Annotated in this window: 18 protein-coding genes; 5 read left to right on the top strand and 13 right to left on the bottom strand. The window is 69.0% G+C overall.

Annotation, left to right across the window (positions count from 1 at the left end; genetic code table 11):
• Positions 1-8: 8 nt before the first annotated feature.
• Positions 9-428 (top strand): hypothetical protein, encoded by a 420-nt coding sequence (locus VFH59_RS15150; protein ID WP_325165746.1) that lies wholly within the window; start codon positions 9-11, stop codon positions 426-428.
• A 71-nt stretch (positions 429-499) separates the two neighbouring features.
• Here the strand turns inward: VFH59_RS15150 and VFH59_RS15145 are convergent, their stop codons facing one another.
• The 11 genes from VFH59_RS15145 to VFH59_RS15095 form a co-directional block, all read right to left on the bottom strand.
• On the bottom strand, positions 500-1,009 hold the full coding sequence (locus VFH59_RS15145; RefSeq protein WP_325165745.1) for a methylated-DNA--[protein]-cysteine S-methyltransferase: 510 nt from the start codon (positions 1,007-1,009) through the stop codon (positions 500-502).
• Between the two features lie 79 nt (positions 1,010-1,088).
• The gene (locus VFH59_RS15140; RefSeq protein ID WP_325165744.1) at positions 1,089-2,591 is read right to left on the bottom strand and encodes a DNA-3-methyladenine glycosylase 2 family protein; all 1,503 of its coding nucleotides are present in this window, start codon (positions 2,589-2,591) and stop codon (positions 1,089-1,091) included.
• A gap of 69 nt (positions 2,592-2,660) precedes the next feature.
• Positions 2,661-3,080 (bottom strand): DUF6326 family protein, encoded by a 420-nt coding sequence (locus VFH59_RS15135; RefSeq protein ID WP_325165743.1) that lies wholly within the window; start codon positions 3,078-3,080, stop codon positions 2,661-2,663.
• A 9-nt stretch (positions 3,081-3,089) separates the two neighbouring features.
• Entirely contained in the window at positions 3,090-3,797 is a 708-nt protein-coding gene (locus VFH59_RS15130) for a DUF4386 domain-containing protein (RefSeq protein WP_325165742.1), read from the bottom strand.
• Positions 3,798-3,839: 42 nt separating this feature from the next.
• On the bottom strand, positions 3,840-4,379 hold the full coding sequence (locus VFH59_RS15125; RefSeq protein ID WP_325165741.1) for a DUF2884 family protein: 540 nt from the start codon (positions 4,377-4,379) through the stop codon (positions 3,840-3,842).
• Between the two features lie 20 nt (positions 4,380-4,399).
• Entirely contained in the window at positions 4,400-5,368 is a 969-nt protein-coding gene (locus VFH59_RS15120; RefSeq protein WP_325165740.1) for an ABC-2 transporter permease, read from the bottom strand.
• Positions 5,365-6,222 (bottom strand): ABC transporter ATP-binding protein, encoded by an 858-nt coding sequence (locus VFH59_RS15115; protein WP_325165739.1) that lies wholly within the window; start codon positions 6,220-6,222, stop codon positions 5,365-5,367. Before VFH59_RS15115 ends, VFH59_RS15120 begins: the two co-directional genes overlap by 4 nt.
• Positions 6,219-6,593, bottom strand: coding sequence for a GntR family transcriptional regulator (locus VFH59_RS15110; protein WP_325165738.1), 375 nt, complete (start codon positions 6,591-6,593; stop codon positions 6,219-6,221). The genes VFH59_RS15115 and VFH59_RS15110 overlap by 4 nt, the downstream gene beginning before the upstream one ends.
• Before the next feature lie 3 nt (positions 6,594-6,596).
• A complete protein-coding gene (locus VFH59_RS15105) occupies positions 6,597-6,920 on the bottom strand; it encodes a hypothetical protein (RefSeq protein ID WP_325165737.1) in 324 nt (107 codons plus the stop codon).
• Positions 6,921-7,210: 290 nt separating this feature from the next.
• Positions 7,211-8,878 (bottom strand): amidohydrolase, encoded by a 1,668-nt coding sequence (locus tag VFH59_RS15100; protein ID WP_325165736.1) that lies wholly within the window; start codon positions 8,876-8,878, stop codon positions 7,211-7,213.
• A gap of 204 nt (positions 8,879-9,082) precedes the next feature.
• Complete coding sequence (locus VFH59_RS15095; protein WP_325165735.1) at positions 9,083-9,667, bottom strand: FMN-dependent NADH-azoreductase; 585 nt, start codon at positions 9,665-9,667, stop codon at positions 9,083-9,085.
• Positions 9,668-9,785: 118 nt separating this feature from the next.
• On the opposite strand from VFH59_RS15095, the gene VFH59_RS15090 reads away from it, so the two are divergent.
• The 4 genes from VFH59_RS15090 (at position 9,786) to VFH59_RS15075 (ending at position 14,344) form a co-directional block, all read left to right on the top strand.
• Positions 9,786-10,763 carry a LysR substrate-binding domain-containing protein gene (locus tag VFH59_RS15090; RefSeq protein WP_325165734.1) on the top strand — a complete coding sequence of 326 codons (978 nt, stop codon included), beginning with the start codon at positions 9,786-9,788 and terminating at the stop codon, positions 10,761-10,763.
• 43 nt (positions 10,764-10,806) lie between these two features.
• Complete coding sequence (locus VFH59_RS15085) at positions 10,807-11,952, top strand: pyridoxal phosphate-dependent aminotransferase (protein WP_325165733.1); 1,146 nt, start codon at positions 10,807-10,809, stop codon at positions 11,950-11,952.
• Positions 11,940-12,752, top strand: a complete 813-nt coding sequence (locus VFH59_RS15080) for an amidohydrolase (protein ID WP_325165732.1) — start codon at positions 11,940-11,942, stop codon at positions 12,750-12,752. Before VFH59_RS15085 ends, VFH59_RS15080 begins: the two co-directional genes overlap by 13 nt.
• Positions 12,753-13,414: 662 nt before the next feature.
• Positions 13,415-14,344, top strand: a complete 930-nt coding sequence (locus VFH59_RS15075) for a peptidoglycan-binding protein (RefSeq protein WP_325165731.1) — start codon at positions 13,415-13,417, stop codon at positions 14,342-14,344.
• Positions 14,345-14,467: 123 nt separating this feature from the next.
• Here the strand turns inward: VFH59_RS15075 and arsC are convergent, their stop codons facing one another.
• Both arsC and VFH59_RS15065 read right to left on the bottom strand, forming a co-directional pair.
• A complete protein-coding gene (gene arsC / locus VFH59_RS15070; RefSeq protein WP_325165730.1) occupies positions 14,468-14,818 on the bottom strand; it encodes an arsenate reductase (glutaredoxin) in 351 nt (116 codons plus the stop codon).
• Between the two features lie 9 nt (positions 14,819-14,827).
• Positions 14,828-15,037: hypothetical protein (locus tag VFH59_RS15065; RefSeq protein ID WP_325165729.1), on the bottom strand; the 210-nt coding region annotated here is incomplete at its 5' end.

The raw sequence follows: 15,037 nt of genomic DNA, 5'->3' as shown, positions 1-15,037 counted from the left end.
ACCGCGCCATGTCGTTCGAAACCCGGACCTTCCTTCGCCTGTGGCCCGTCGCCGGCGCGCTGGCACTGCCGGCGATGGCATGGGGCTGGCAATCGCAACCATCGCCACCGCCACCTGCGCGTCCCGTGATCATCGTGCAGCCACCATCGAACGCGCGCTTCCAGCAGACCGTGCGCGAGCAGCAGGTGCGTGACCAGTTGCAGAAGAACCAGGTGGAGGAGCAACTGCGGCAATCCCGGGTGGATGCCACGCGGCGCCCGTACGCGGCCGATGCCACCCACGCCGCGCGGCTGGACCAGGCCGACCAGGCCCAGCGCGAGCTCTACCGCGCACGCCAGCAGGATCTGCTCGATCGCTACCAGAGCGCGGTCGCCCCGCCGGTGGTGCACTCGGACCAGGCGCCTTCATCCTCGCGCAGCGGCGAGTAAGACGGGGGCGCGGTGGCGGTCGTCGCGGAGTCGGGTCCGGCCACGTGCCCGGTGGGTAGCGCGAACGCCCGTCAGGTCGGCAGGCCGAAGAGGTCGCCGCGCGCCACGTTTTCTTCCATTGCCAGCAGGAACCGCTTCGTCGGCAGGCCGCCGCCGAAGCCGGTGAGGCTCCCGTTCGCACCGATCACGCGATGGCAGGGAAGCACGATCGGCAGCGGATTGCGCCCGTTCGCCGCGCCCACTGCACGCACCGCCGTGGGCTGGCCGATGCGTCGCGCCAGCTCGCCGTAACTGACGGTCGCGCCGTAGGGGATCCGCGCCAGCTCCCGCCAGACCGCCAACTGGAATGGCGTGCCGCGCGGATGCAGCGGTAGCTCGAATACCTGCCGCGTGCCGGCGAAGTACTCCTCCAGCTGCACGCGGGCGAAGGCCAGCGCCGGCGGCGCATGCACCCAGGAGGCCGCCGGCTCGCGCCGGTGGCGCCCGGTCTCGAACCAGATTTCTCGCAGGCCGTGCTCGTCGGCGACCAGGCGCAACCGGCCGATGGGCGTGGGCAGGTTGTCATACCAGACGGGGCTCATCGCCGTCGTCCGCCGCGAGGGTCGACGATACCGCCGGCGCGGCGCGTCGCCTGCCCTTGGTCGATCGCGGCCTGTGGATTCATGCGCGTTTTGCCTTTGGCTGGGCCTGGTCGGCCACGCTGCGCCAGAGATGCATCACGGCGTAGGCTCGCCAGGGGCGCCACGATTCGGCGAGGGCCGAAAGGGCGCGGGTGCTCAACTCGCCACCGCCACCGCCACCGGCGGCGGCACGGCGCAGGATCAGGTCGGCCGCGGGGAATGCGTCCGGATGGCTCAACCCGCGCATCGCCATGTAGTGGGCGGTCCACTCGCCGATGCCCGGCAGGGCCGTCCAACGCGTCACGAATTGCTCCAGCGGCTGCTCGGCGCGGAAGTCCACGCGCCCGTCGAGCAGGGCCCGCGCGATGCCGCGGATCGTGTCGGCGCGCGCGCCGATTACCCCGATCTGGCGCAGGTCGGCATCGACCAGCCGCTCCGGCGTGGGAAACAGCCGCCCCAGGCCAGGCGGCCCTGGCGCCGTCAGCGGCTCGCCCCAGCGCTCGACGATACGGGCCGCCAGCGTGCGTGCCGCGGCCACGCTGACCTGCTGCCCGAGCACGGCACGCACGGCGATCTCGAAGCCGTCCCACCCACCGGGCAGGCGCAGTCCCGGGCGCCGGCGAAGCAGCGGCGCGAGGATGCCCCCGGCACCCAGTGTGGCGGCGATCGCGCCCGGCTCGGCATCAAGGTCGAACATCCGCCGTAGACGCGTCACCACCGGCAGCATCCGGGCCGGTTGCGGGCAGTGCAGCTCCAGTTTCAGGGCGTGCTCGTCGCCCGGCCACGCCGACAGGCGCAACCAGCCGGGCGCGTCGACCGGGCCGAACACGCGCGCATAATCGCGCGGGCCGACGTGTTCGATGCCGGGCAGGGCGCGCGTGCGCAGGAAGTCCAGTACGCCCTCGAAATCGTAGGGCGGCCGGTATCCCAGCCGCAGCACCAGCGCATCGCCGGTCGCCGGGCCGCGCGGCTGGCGGCGCAGCTCGCGCGGCGCGATCCGATTGGCCTGCGCGAAAGCGGCGTTGAAGCGGCGCAGGCTGCCGAAGCCGGCGGCCAGCGCGACCTCGGTCACCGGCAGGGCCGTCTCGGTCAGCAACTGCTTGGCGAACAGCAGGCGTCGCGTGGTATGCACGCTGAGCGGCGGCGCGCCCAGGTGCTCGACGAACAGGCGCCGCAGTTGTCGGGCGCCGACACCGACACGCATCGCCAGGCCGTCGAGCGAGTCCTCGGCCAGCGCGCCGGCGTCGATCAGCTTCAACGCACGCGCCACGACGTGCTCACCGCGATGCCAGGCCGCGTTGCCGGGGGCGAGTTCGGGCCGGCAGCGCAGGCACGGGCGGAAACCGGCGGCCTCGGCCGCGGCCGCGTTGGCGAAGTAGCGCACGTTCGAGGGTTTGGGTGGCGGTGCCGGGCACACCGGCCGGCAGTAGATGCGCGTGCTGGTGACAGCGGTGAAGAACAGCCCGTCGAAGCGGGCGTCACGGCTCAGGCGTGCCTGCTCGCAGACGCGGTGATCGGGGAGGGTGGCTTGTGGCGGGGACATGCGCGGCAGGCTAGCACCGCACCGGTCGCTGGACTCGCCGTTTTCGGACATCGATGCGGGGCGCCCTGATCAGGGCACTCCCCGACGGGGCCAGCGCCATGCGTACCCGACGATGGCCAGTGTCAGCAGCATCTCGATCACGCCCAGGGCGAGGTAGAACCACCAGGCGCCCGGCATGGAAACCGCCATGATCAGGGTGTAGGACAGACCCAGGAGGATGTTGGCCCAGCGGCACCACGCGGGAGCCAGCACCAGCGACAGGAACACCATGAGTCCCGGGACCGCCATCAGCAGCGAAGTCCCGACCAGGACCGCCTGGGTGGTCGGCCCCAGCGGGTCCATGCGTCCATCCAGCATGCCCTGCAGCTTGCCCGGTTGGTACAGGCCGAAATAGTCGCCGTACAGGTAGCAGAACATGACGCTCGTCCACAGCGCCGACAGCTTCAGCCTGACCGGGATCCCGGCGTCTTCCAGCGGTGTCGCGGCCATGCTTCCTCCTCACGCAATCTCAGGTCGTTGCCGCCCGGGCGCAGCGGGTAAGCGGGCACCCATCACCAGCAGCCACAGGCAGGTGCCGATCTCGCCCAGGGATGCCGGCAAGGTGGCGTAGTCCGCCACCGCGGACGCGCCGTACGAGGGCAGCAGCAGGCTGGCGGGGACATCGGCCAGGTAGCCCAGGCCGCCCAGCACCAGCAGCACGCCCAGCGGCCGGGGCAGAAACCCGCTCTTGAATACGAGATAGCCCAACGGCAGCAGCCAGGCGCCCCAGAAAACTCCCAGCACCAGCAGCCCCTGGCGGTACGCCTCCAGCTGAAGCATGACCTGGGCGTGCAACTGGTCGGCCGTGAAGGCCGCGAGGTAGTCGGCATGACCGAGCAGCGAAAGCACGTTCACGCGATGCAGGGTGTTGGCGAAGGCCACCGGTACGCCGGCGGCAGCCAACGCCACCATGAGCAGGGCGGCCGTCCGGCCGGTGGGTGCAAGCAACCGGTACAGCGCCAGGGGCAGCAGCAGGAACGCCGTGTTGCACGCAAGGTCCGCGATGATGCCGAGCCGGAACAGCGTCTGCGACTGGGCGAGGCGGAGGACCGTGGCCGCCGCGTCGCCGTGCACGATCAACTGTGAAGGCACGTAGGCCAGGCCGAAGAAGCCCGTCACGATCACCACCAGGTACAGCAGGCCGGCGGCCCTGGCGATCCTGTTCATCTTTTCCCCTCCCTGTGGCGTGCGCGGCAAATGCCGTCGTTTTCAGGAACCCTTCGGACAGTCGGAGCCGTCGTGGTCGACGATGCCGGCAAACGGCTTGAACGCCGGCAGCGAAGTGGCGAGGCGATCCTGGGCGATCCGGATCTCACTGATGTCCTGGCAGATCCGCGACGCCTCCTGGTGCACGCGTTTCGTGGCCGCGTCGAGCCCGGTGTCGGCCTTCCCGTCGTCGCCGCCGGCCACGTGCGCGGCGGCCTTCTTCAGCGACTGCACGGCGACCGCCACGCCCGCCTTGCCCGTGGCCATGCCGTGCTCGCGGACCGCCTGGGCGCTCTGGTAGTACCGCTGCAGCAGTTGCCGCTGCGTGGCATCGACCGTCACGTCACGGCCGTCGACCACCAGGCGCCCGGTGCCATCGAGGACGCCCTCGCTGCCACCTTTACCAAACAGGGTGACCTTGTCGCCCCGCACCACGATGCCGCCGTCGGCGATCGTGGTCGAGCTGAAGGAGCCGTTGCTGCAGCCGGCCAGCAGCAGGCCGGCGGCGAATGCAAGGAAGACGATCGGGTTGCGTGTGGGCATCCTGGGATCTCCGGAGCGGGTCAACCTTCGTCGCGCCAGCGACGGAACCAGATCGCCGCCGCGATGAGTGCCGCGCCGACCACCACGCCGACCCAGAGATTGACCGAGCCGAGCAGGCGATACGCGTTGCCGAGGTTCATGAAGTCGAGGTTGTTGTTCCCGGTGTGGATGAAGTCGTCGTCGGCGACCAGGCTGGCACCCGGGAATGCGCTGAACAGGGCACGGGCCACGACGTTCTGCCAGAACCAGCCGGCGGACAGGTTGAAAAGGCCCATGATGCCGAACCAGGTGACCAGCAGGCCGGTGGCGACGGGCAGGGCGATGGCCCACAGGAACGGCTTGGTGCGGGCCCAGGCCGAGCACGCCAGCAGCCAGCCGACCGAGGGCAGCGCCCACAGCAGGTAGAGCGGGATGTGGCCGAGCATGTTGAGCGTCACGCGCGCCGGATGGGCCAGCATGAGCAACTGCCACACGTTGATGCCGTGGAAGGACAGCGTGACCGCGACCATGAGCAACTGCAGGATGCCCGCGGCAATGCCGGCCAGCGTCGCGATCACCGGGGCCACGAGGGTGGCGCTGACGACCTTGGACAGCACGGTCTCCGAGTCGGACAGCGGCAACGACTTCCAGAACAGGATGCTGCGATCGCGCCGCTCGTCGTAGATCGCCCCGAGGCAGTAGAAGAACACCACGAAGCCGAGCACGACGAAGATCAGCGCCATCGAGGAATACATGGCGACGTCCAGCGCCAGCCCGACCTGGCTCATGTCGCCGGCATCCATCTGCGAGATGACCCGCTGCAGGTTGCCGCTGGCGCCGATGGTGATGCCGTGGCGGGCGCCGATCACCTCGGCGGTGATGATGCCCATCAGGTTCAGCAGCAGGAAGATGCCGCCGGTGACCAGCGGTGCCCACAGGAAGCCGCCGCGGTGTTCCCAGAACTCGCGCTTGACGAGCCAGTACATGTCTTTTCCGGCCAGCGATTTCATGCGTAGGTCCCCTTCATGGTGGCGACGAACAGATCGCTGACGGAGGGCCGGCGGGTTTCGCCCAGGCTCTCGAGCGTCGCGCGGTCGGCGCCGTCGAACAGGAAAATGCTCTTGCCGAACACCTGGCGCTCGTCCAGCGGGTGGAGCGCGCGGGCGGCGGCGGCCTTGTCGGCATTGACCATCACTTCGGCGAAGCGGTCGCCGACGGCCTCCATGTCGGTATCCAGCACGATCTTGCCGTCGCGGATGAACATGAGGTCGGTGAGGATGTGCTCGATCTCTTCCACCTGGTGGGTGGTGACGATGATGGTCTTGTTCTCGTCGAAGTAGTCCTCCAGCAGGCTCTGGTAGAACTGCTTGCGATAGAGGATGTCCAGGCCCAGCGTGGGCTCGTCCAGCACCAGCAGGCGGGCGTCGATGGCCATCACCAGGGCCAGGTGCAGCTGCACGATCATGCCCTTGGACATCTGCCGCACGCGCTGGTCCGGGGTGAGCTTGGTGCGCTTGAGGAAGGCTTCGCACTTGGCGCGGTCGAAGCGCGGGTGCACGTGGGCGACGAAGTCGACCGCCTCGCGCACGCGGATCCATCGCGGCAGCACCGCCACGTCGGCGATGAAGCAGACCTGTTCCATCAGCTTGCCGCGCTGGGTACGCGGGTCGTAGCCCAGCACCGACAGCTCGCCATCGAAGGGCGTGAGGCCGAGGATGGCCTTCAGCGCGGTGGTCTTGCCCGCCCCGTTGGGGCCGATCAGCCCCACGATGCGGCCGGACTGGATCTCGAAGTTCACGGCGTCCAGCGCTGTCGCGTTCTTGTAGCGCTTGCTCAGGTTTCGCGCGGTAACGATGGCGCTCATGGCTTGGGTTCCGTGGTGGCCGGCGCTTCGCGCATCAGCGTTTTGAGATCGAGCCCCAGGCGCTGGAGGCGCGCAAACAGGGCCGGCCATTCCTCGCGCAGGAAGCGCTCGCGCTCGGATTTCAGCAAGGCCTCGCGGGCCCCATCAGTGACGAACATGCCCAGTCCTCTCCTTTTCTCGACCAGTTGATCGTCGACCAGCTCCTGATACGCCTTGGACACGGTCAGCGGATTGATCTGGAAATCCGCCGCCACCTGGCGCACCGACGGCAGCGGGTCGCCTTCGTTCAAGGCGCCATCCAGGATCATCGCCACCACGCGTTCGCGGAGCTGGCGGTAGATCGGGACGCTGTCGTTCCAGGTGATGGTCATACGTTATTCCTTGCTGGCACGGGCGAGCGGGGTGCCAAACGAATAGTAGGGCATGGCCAGCTGCGCCCCGAGCAGGGTGGCACCCGCTTCGGCGTGCGTGCCCAGCGCCGGCGCCAGGGTGGCGCTGGTGAGGTCCGAGCCTTCCAGCAGGGCGGCAGCGCGCAGGTCGCTTGCGCTCGGCCTGACCACGACCGGGGCCAGGTTGACCACGCGGACGCCGTTGATCTCGGAAACCGGCGCGAAGCGCACGGGGCTGTTCAGGGTGGCGAGGCTCGTCGCGGTAATCAGCGTGGCGGCGGCCAGTGCGATCAGGTTCTGCGCTTTCATGGCGGGTCTCCTTTAGTGACCTCGTGGACCGGTGTTGTAGTGAACTATAACACCATCCTCGGAAGCGTCAACAGGCAACCGGCCATGACTGATGGCCTATGCGTGAAAACGTTTGTTTGTCAGTGTGTTAGGGGCTCGCCTGGCGGCTTTCCGGGGAAGCGGGCGTCTGTGACGTGCGCGACCCGGGTTCGCCCTGCGCCAGTGCACACCGGGTTGGGAGGCCGACGAGAGGGGCCCGTCGCGAGCCCCGGTTCCCGTCCCTTCGAACGCGGTGGTGGGCGCCCGGCGAGTCAGTCGCCCGCGGCGTAGACCTGTTTGCCGCCGACCCAGGTGCCGAGCACTTGGGTCTTCCACAGGTCCTGCGGATCGATCGCGAAGACATCCCGGTCGACGAGGATGAAGTCGGCATACTTGCCGGGCTCCAGCGAGCCCTGGGTCTTTTCCGCGTGACCGGCATAAGCCGCACTGAGGGTGAAGGCGCGCAGTGCTTCGACCAGGCTGAGTTTCTGCTCCGGGTACCAGCCGCCGGGCGGCTGGTTCTGGTGGTTCTGCCGCGTCACGGCCGCATGCAGGCCGAAGAACGGGTTGGGCGACTCGACCGGGAAGTCCGAGCCGAAGGCGACTACCGTGCCCTGATCGAGGAAACGCCGCCAGGCGTAGGCGCCCTCGATGCGCTCGTGGCCGAGGCGGTCCTCGGCCATGTTCATGTCGGAAGTCGCGTGGGTGGGCTGCATCGAGGCGATCAGGTGCAACGGCACGAAACGGGGGATGTCCTTCGGCGAAAGGATCTGCGCGTGCTCGACCCGATTGCGGAAAGACCTGGCCTCGGGGTGGACCTTGTAGGCGGCGGCGAAGCTGTCCAGCACCTCGCGGTTGGCCGCATCGCCGATGGCGTGGATGTTGACCTGGTAGCCCTTGGCGAAGGCCTTCTCGATCTTGGAATCCATCGTGCCCGGGCTCATGAACAGCAGGCCGTGGTTTCGCGGGTCGTCGGAGTACGGCTTGAGCATGGCCGCGCCGCGGCTGCCCAGCGCGCCGTCGGCGAACAATTTCACCGCATGCACGGTGAGGTAGCCATTGCCGTAGCCGTCCAGCGGAGCGTCGGCGGTGATCGTGTCGAAGGCGGCGCCGGTGTCGCGGATCATCGCGTAGATGCGCGCGGTGAGCTTGTGTTCGTCGGCGTAACGCTTGTAGAGGCGGTAGTTGGGGAGGTCGATGCCGGCATCGTCCACGCCGGTCAGGCCGACCCGCGCCATTGCCGCCAGCGCGGTGTCCAGCGCCAGGGCGCGCTCCCTGTCGGTCGGCTCGGGCAGCACGTTGGCGACCAGCGCGGTGGCGCCATCGACGAACACGCCGGTGGGGTTGCCGCGGGCGTCGCGTTCGATGCGACCTCCCGGTGGATCCCTGGTGTCGCGGGTGATGCCCGCCAGCTTCATGGCGGCGCTGTTGGCCCAGGCGGCGTGGCCGTCGACGCGGCTCAGCCATGCCGGGCGGTCAGGCACCACCGCGTCCAGCTCCCTGGCGGTGGGAAAGCGGCCAAGCTTCCAGATCACCTGGTTCCAGCCGCCCCCGGTGATCCAGCGGGCATCCGGGTGTGCTTTGGCATAGGCCTTGATGCGGGCAAGCGCCTCGTCGAGCGACTGCGTTCCGGTGAGGTCGGCCCGGGTCAGTGCGTAACCCAGTTCGAGCACGTGCCCGTGGGCATCGATCAGGCCCGGCAGCAGGGTCTTGCCGTGCCCATCGACCACCTTCGCGTCGCCCGCGCGCCTGGCCAGCGCGGCATCGGTGCCGGTGGCGACCACCTTGCCGCCATCCACGAGCAGGGCCTCGAACCGCTGCAGCTTGCCGTGGCTGTCGAGGGTGTAGCCCCTGACGTTGTGCACGTACAGATCAGCAGCCTGCACGAGCGGCGCGGCGGCCAGCAGGGCGAGCAGGGACAGACGCAGGGGCCGGTTCATGCGCACGAATTCCTGTCGGGAAAGCCGCAGTGTGTCGGGCTGCACCGGCTTTTTCCACTACAGGGGGCACACCGGGAGCCGCTCGCCCCGGGCGCAGGCGCAGGGCGCCGAAGCCGAAGGGCCCTCGCGCGCAAGGGGTTCCGACTTCGGCCTTCGGCCTACGCTCGAGACGAGCGGTTGTGGGGTTACCTCGGGTGCGGCGACCTACGCAGCCTTGGGCAACAGCGTCCCGATCGCTTCCTGCGCCGCCGCCAGGGCCTGACTCTTGTGCTCGGCACTGACGGCCACGCCTTCAGCGCGCACGAACTCGACGTCGGTGATGCCGAGGAACCCGAGCAGCGCACGCAGATAGCTTTCCTGGAAATCCATCGCCGCTCCGCCGGAGCCTTCGCCGTAGAAGCCGCCGCGGCTGGAGGCCACGATGACCCGCTTGCCGCCGGCCAGCCCCTCCGGACCGTTGGCGGTGTAACGGAAGGTCTTCCCGGCCACCGCGACGCGGTCGATCCATGCCTTCAGCTGGCTGGGGATGCCGAAGTTGTACATCGGCGCGCCCAGCACGATGACGTCGGCGGCGAGGAACTCGTCCATCACCTCGTTGCCCAACAGCGCGGCCGGGTCGCCGGCGTCCGCCACCGGCGCCCAGTGGGGCAGCGGCTGTGCCGCCAGGTCGCGGTAGCGGATGGAGGCATCGGGGCGGGCTCGCTTGATCCGGGCCACGATGTCGGCGGTCAGCCCGCGCGAGACCGAGTGGTTGCCCAGGGCGCTCGAATCGATGTGCAGAAGTTTCATGGCGTGACTCCGGTCCAGGGCCGGCATTGCCGGCGACAGGAGTCAAGATAGTTTCGCAACAATCGCTTGATAAGACGGCTAATATCGAACTTATCGTTTCTCATTGGAAACAACTGGTATGACCCTCGACGGTACGCTGCAGGACCTCAACGACCTCTACTTTTTCGCGATGGTGGTCGAGCACAACGGCTTTTCGGCGGCTGGGCGCGCGCTGGGCATCCCCAAGTCGCGGCTGAGCAAGCGCGTCGCGCAGCTGGAAGAGCGGCTGGGCGTGCGCCTGCTGCAGCGGACCACCCGCCGCTTCGTGGTCACCGAGGTGGGCGAACGCTTCTACGCCCACTGCCGTGCGGTGCTGGAGGAGGCGCGCGCGGCGCAGGAGGCGGTCGACGAACTGCGCGCCGAACCACGTGGCGTGGTGCGGCTGAGCTGCCCCGTGTCACTGGCGCAGACGGTGGTGGCGCACGTGCTGCCGGACTTCATGGCGCAATACCCGAAGGTGCAGGTGCGTGTGCTGTCCAGCAACCGGCGCGTGGACGTGGTGGGCGAGGGCTACGACATCGCCATCCGCGTCCGCAGCAAGCTCGACAGCGACGCCAACCTGGTGATGCGCACCTTCGGCCTGTCACGCGTGCTGGCGGTGGCCAGCCCCGCGTTGCTCGACCGCGTGGGCCGCCCCATGGCGCCGGCCGAGCTGTCCACGTTGCCGGCGCTGACCATGCTCGAGCATGAGGGCGCCCAGATATGGGAATTGATCGACGCGAGGGGCGAGCGCGTCTCCGTGGAGATGAGCGCACGCCTGGTCACCGGAGAGTTTGCGCTGCTGCTGGAGGCCGCCCGTCGTGGCATGGGCGTGGCCCTGCTGCCCGAGTTCGTGTGCGCCCCGGCGATCACCCGCGGCGAGCTCGAGGTGGTGCTTCCGAACTGGAGTGCGCCGGAGGGAACCATGCACTTCGTCTACCCCAGCCGCCGGGGCATGCTGCCGGGCGTGCGGGCGCTGGTCGACTTCCTCGCCGAGCGCCTGCCGGAGGCCACCCGGCTGAAGCACGAACAGTGCCGCCAGCGCCCGCTGGACCCGCTCGACCGGCCGCGCACCTGAGCCGTGCTAGGCTTGCCGTTTGGCCTTCCAGACATCCGCACGCATGAACATCGACACCAAGTTGCCCAAGGTCGGCACGACCGTCTTCAGCGTGATGAGCCAGCTCGCGCTCGACCACCAGGCGGTCAACCTGGGCCAGGGATTCCCCGATTTCGAGCCGCCGCAGGCACTGCGTGACGCCCTCACCCGCGCGATGGCCGAAGGCAAGAACCAGTACGCGCCGGGTATCGGCACCGCCGCATTGCGCGAGCAGATCGCGATCAAGACGCAGCGGCTCTACGGCCGGCGCGTGAATCCGGCGACCGAGATCACGGTCACCTCCGGCGCCACCGAGGCGCTGTTTTCGGCGATAGCCGCGACGGTGCGTGCCGGGGAGGAAGTGATCGTGTTCGATCCCGCCTATGACTCCTACGAGCCGGCGATCGAGCTGCAGGGCGCGCGTGCGGTGCACATCCCGCTCACCGTTCCCAGCTTCGGGATCGATTGGCAGCGCGTGCGCGACGCGATCAATCCGAAGACGCGCATGATCCTCGTCAACAGCCCCCACAACCCGTCGGGCGCGGTGCTCTCGGCCGACGACCTGGACACGCTCGCCGAGCTCACCCGCGACACCGACATCGTGGTGCTGTCCGACGAGGTCTACGAGCACATCGTCTACGACGGCGCGCGGCATGAGAGCGTGCTGCGCCACCCCGAGCTGGCCGAGCGCAGCATCGTGGTGTCCAGCTTCGGCAAGACCTATCACTGCACCGGCTGGAAGGTCGGCTACGCGGTGGCGCCGGCGGCGCTGTCGGCCGAATTCCGCAAGGTGCACCAGTACCTGACGTTCTGCACGTTCCATCCGGCCCAGGCGGCCTTTGCGGAGATCATGGCCAAGGACCCGGCGCACTACCTGGAGCTGCCGGACTTCTACCAGGCCAAGCGCGACCGCTTCCGCGCCTTGCTTGCCCCCTCGCGCTTCAAGCTGCTCGACGTGCCGGGCGGCTATTTCCAGCTGGTCGACTATTCGGCCATCAGTGACGAGGACGATCTCGCCTTCGCGCGCTGGCTGGTAGAGCAGGGCGGCGTGGCCGGCATCCCGTTGACGCCGTTCTACGAGCAGCCGCCGGGCACGCGCCTGCTGCGCCTGTGCTTTGCCAAGAGTGACGCCACCATGACTGCCGCCGCGGAGCGCCTATGTCGCCTGTAAGCCTGCAGCCGTTGACGGTCGGCCTGGTGCAGGGGAACACGCGCTGGCTCGACGCACCGGCCAACCGTGACTACTACGGCACGCTGGTGCGCCAGGCGCGCGGCAGCGACCTCATCGTCCTGCCGGAGACGTTCCTGTCCGGCTTCAGCAACGACACCCGGGCCAGCGCCGGCACGATGGACGGCGAAGGCGTTGCCTGGCTTCGCGCGCTTTCGCGCGAGGTGGACGCGGTGATCTGCGGGAGCCTGGCCATCGCCGAGGGCGGCACCGTCTACAACCGCCTGTTCTGGATGCGTCCGGACGGCAGCCATGCGCAGTACGACAAGCGCCACCTGTTCCGGATGGCGGGTGAGCACACCCGCTATGGCAGCGGGCGCGAGCGCCTGGTAGTCGAACTGAAAGGCTGGCGTATCCTGCCGCAGGTCTGCTACGACCTCCGCTTCCCGGTATGGCTGCGCAACCGCCGGCTCGCGAGCGCGGTCGGCGGCATGGAATACGACCTGGCATTGTTCGTCGCCAACTGGCCGGCACCTCGCCGGCAGCCGTGGCGCACGCTGCTGCGTGCGCGGGCCATCGAGAACCTCGCCTGCGTCGTGGGTGTCAACCGCGTGGGCGTGGACGGCAACGAGCTGCCGTATGCGGGCGACAGCGCGGTGATCGATGCAGTCGGCGAGGCGCTGATCGAACTGGGCTCGCAGGAGCAGGTCGCCATGGTGCGCCTGGATCCGGCGCCTTTGCTGGCGCACCGGGAGCGCTTCCCGGCCTGGATGGATGCGGACGAGTTCACGTTGGCCGGGTGACCGGAAGCCGTTCCGCTGGCCGCGGGTATCGTCGGCCTGGTGCCGTCGCATGGGTGCGTGCCGGCACCTGCGGATCGTGCTCCGGCTCGTAGGTATCGCTTTCCCGGATGCATAGGCAAAGCCTGATTGTCGAGCGGGCCCTTGTCTCGCGTCAGGCAGGGCCGATCTCCCGGGCCGGGGAGGTCGATCCCGGCGGCTTGCGGATTTGCCTCGGCAAAACAAGGCCTTTCTCGAGTCCCCGACAGGTGCCCTGGGCGCCACTGAAGCGTGTGCCGGTGCTCCGCCAGCGGCGCGGCCGCGGATTGACCCATCGCATTTTGCACGTAGCCTTGACGCCGCTCCCCGGGATTGGCCGTCGGTAACGCAGGCGAAGCCAGGGCGCGGCGTCTTCCCTGGAAGCGGAAGCGCCAGGAACAGGAGCCTGGTTGCCGGGCTTCACCGATTGCACGCTCGCCCGATCCGCCCTTGCCGGTGGCGTGGCGGCGTGCGCGGAAGCCGGGAATCGCGGCGTTTTCCCCCTGCAGTGAGGGCGCACTCATCCGACGGCCCACGCTGCAACCACCCGCAAACGGAATGGAATCGCAATGAGAACTGAATCGTTGAAGCGTGGCGTCCTCGCCCTCGGCGTTGGCTCGGCCATGTTGCTGAGTGGGTGCGCCAGCATGGCTGCCACCAAGAAGGATCCGGTCGGCGGATCGGCCGCAGGTTCGACCGCCGCCCATGCCGACAAGACGCTGGAGCGCTGCGCCAGACCGCTCGGTACGCTTGCGGTCGAGGAGGACACCAGCCAGAACTGGTTTGCGATCCTGACCACCCAGTACCACCTGCCGGCGACGACGCCGCTGATCCGCCTGATGATCCAGCAGAGCAACTGTTTCGTCGTGGTCGATCGTGGCCGGGCGCTGAGTTCCATGATGCAGGAGCGCGGGCTGGCCGACTCGGGCGAACTGCGTGGCCGCAGCAACATGGGCAAGGGCCAGATGGTCGCGGCGGACTACGTGGTCACGCCGACCATCCAGTTTGCCGAGAACACGGGAGGCGGTGGTGCCGCGCTTGCCGGTGTGCTGCCGTACGGGGCGCTGATCGGGGCCATCGCCGGCTCCATCAAGCATCGCGAGGCGTCCACCACCCTGATGCTCACGGACGTGCGTTCGGGCGTGCAGGTCGCCGTGGCGCAGGGCAGCGCCAGCAAGAACGACTTCGGCTTCGGCGCGCTGGGACTGGGCAATTCAGCCGGTGCGGGGGTGGGGGGCTACAGCAAGACCCCGCAGGGCCGGCTCATCGCCAGTGCGTTCCTGGATTCGTACAACGAGATGGTACGTGCGGTCCGCCACTACGCGCCGCAGAAGGTGGCGGGCGGCCTGGGCACCGGTGGCAGCCTGGGCGTCGATGGTGCTTCGCCGCCGCAGGCGGAAGCCTTCTCCCTTGCCGACGCGCAGCGGCGGCTGGCGGGCCTGGGGCTCTACACGAGCAGGGTCGACGGCCTGCCGGGGCCGGGTACCACCCGGGCGATCAGCCGGTTCCAGCAGATCCGCGGCCTGACGGTGACCGGCCAGCTGGATGACGCGACCGTCGATGCGCTGAGGAACTGACGCGCTACGCCCGGCTGCTCCCTGCGAAGAAGCCGCCCCGCGGGGCGGCTTCTGTCCGGGGACAATCGTCTGCGTTGGCATGGGCTGTCCAGCGGCGGGATGGCCGGCCGAAGGCACCTTCGGTTACGGCAGGATGGCGAGCACCGCTTCCGGCGGGCGGCCGATCGCGGCCCTGGCGTCGACCACCACGATGGGGCGCTCGATGAGTTTCGGGTGCGAGGCCATCGCCTGCAGGATGGCCTGGTCGCTCACCGCAGGGTCATCCAGGCCCAGTTCCCTGTATTCCGCCTCGCCGGTGCGCAGCAATTGGCGGGGCGTCATGCCGAGCAGGTCGAGCAGGTTCCCGAGTTCGTCGACGCTGGGCGGCGTATCCAGGTAGTTGACCACCTCCGGCTCGATGCCGCGGGACTGCAACAGTTCGAGTGTGCCGCGCGACTTGGAGCAGCGGCTGTTGTGGTAGATCCGCACGCTCATGCCGGTGCCTCAACGGTTGCCGTGGCGGTTGCCACCACCCCGGCCGCCCTGCGGCCGACCGCCACCGCCGGTCGGGCGGTTGCCGCGGCCCTGCGGTCGCCCGCCCTGACCGGTGCCACCCTGGCGGCCGCCGCGATTGCCGCCACCGCCAGCACCACCGCCGAAGCCGGCGTAGGGGCCGGCATTGCGGGCTTCGCCGCCGCGGCCGGCACCGGGCTT

The sequence above is a fragment of the Frateuria sp. genome, assembly GCF_035695185.1.
Classification (GTDB): domain Bacteria; phylum Pseudomonadota; class Gammaproteobacteria; order Xanthomonadales; family Rhodanobacteraceae; genus Frateuria_A.
The sequence above is the reverse complement of the archived record's forward strand: the minus strand, read 5'-3'. Positions and strand labels throughout refer to the sequence as shown.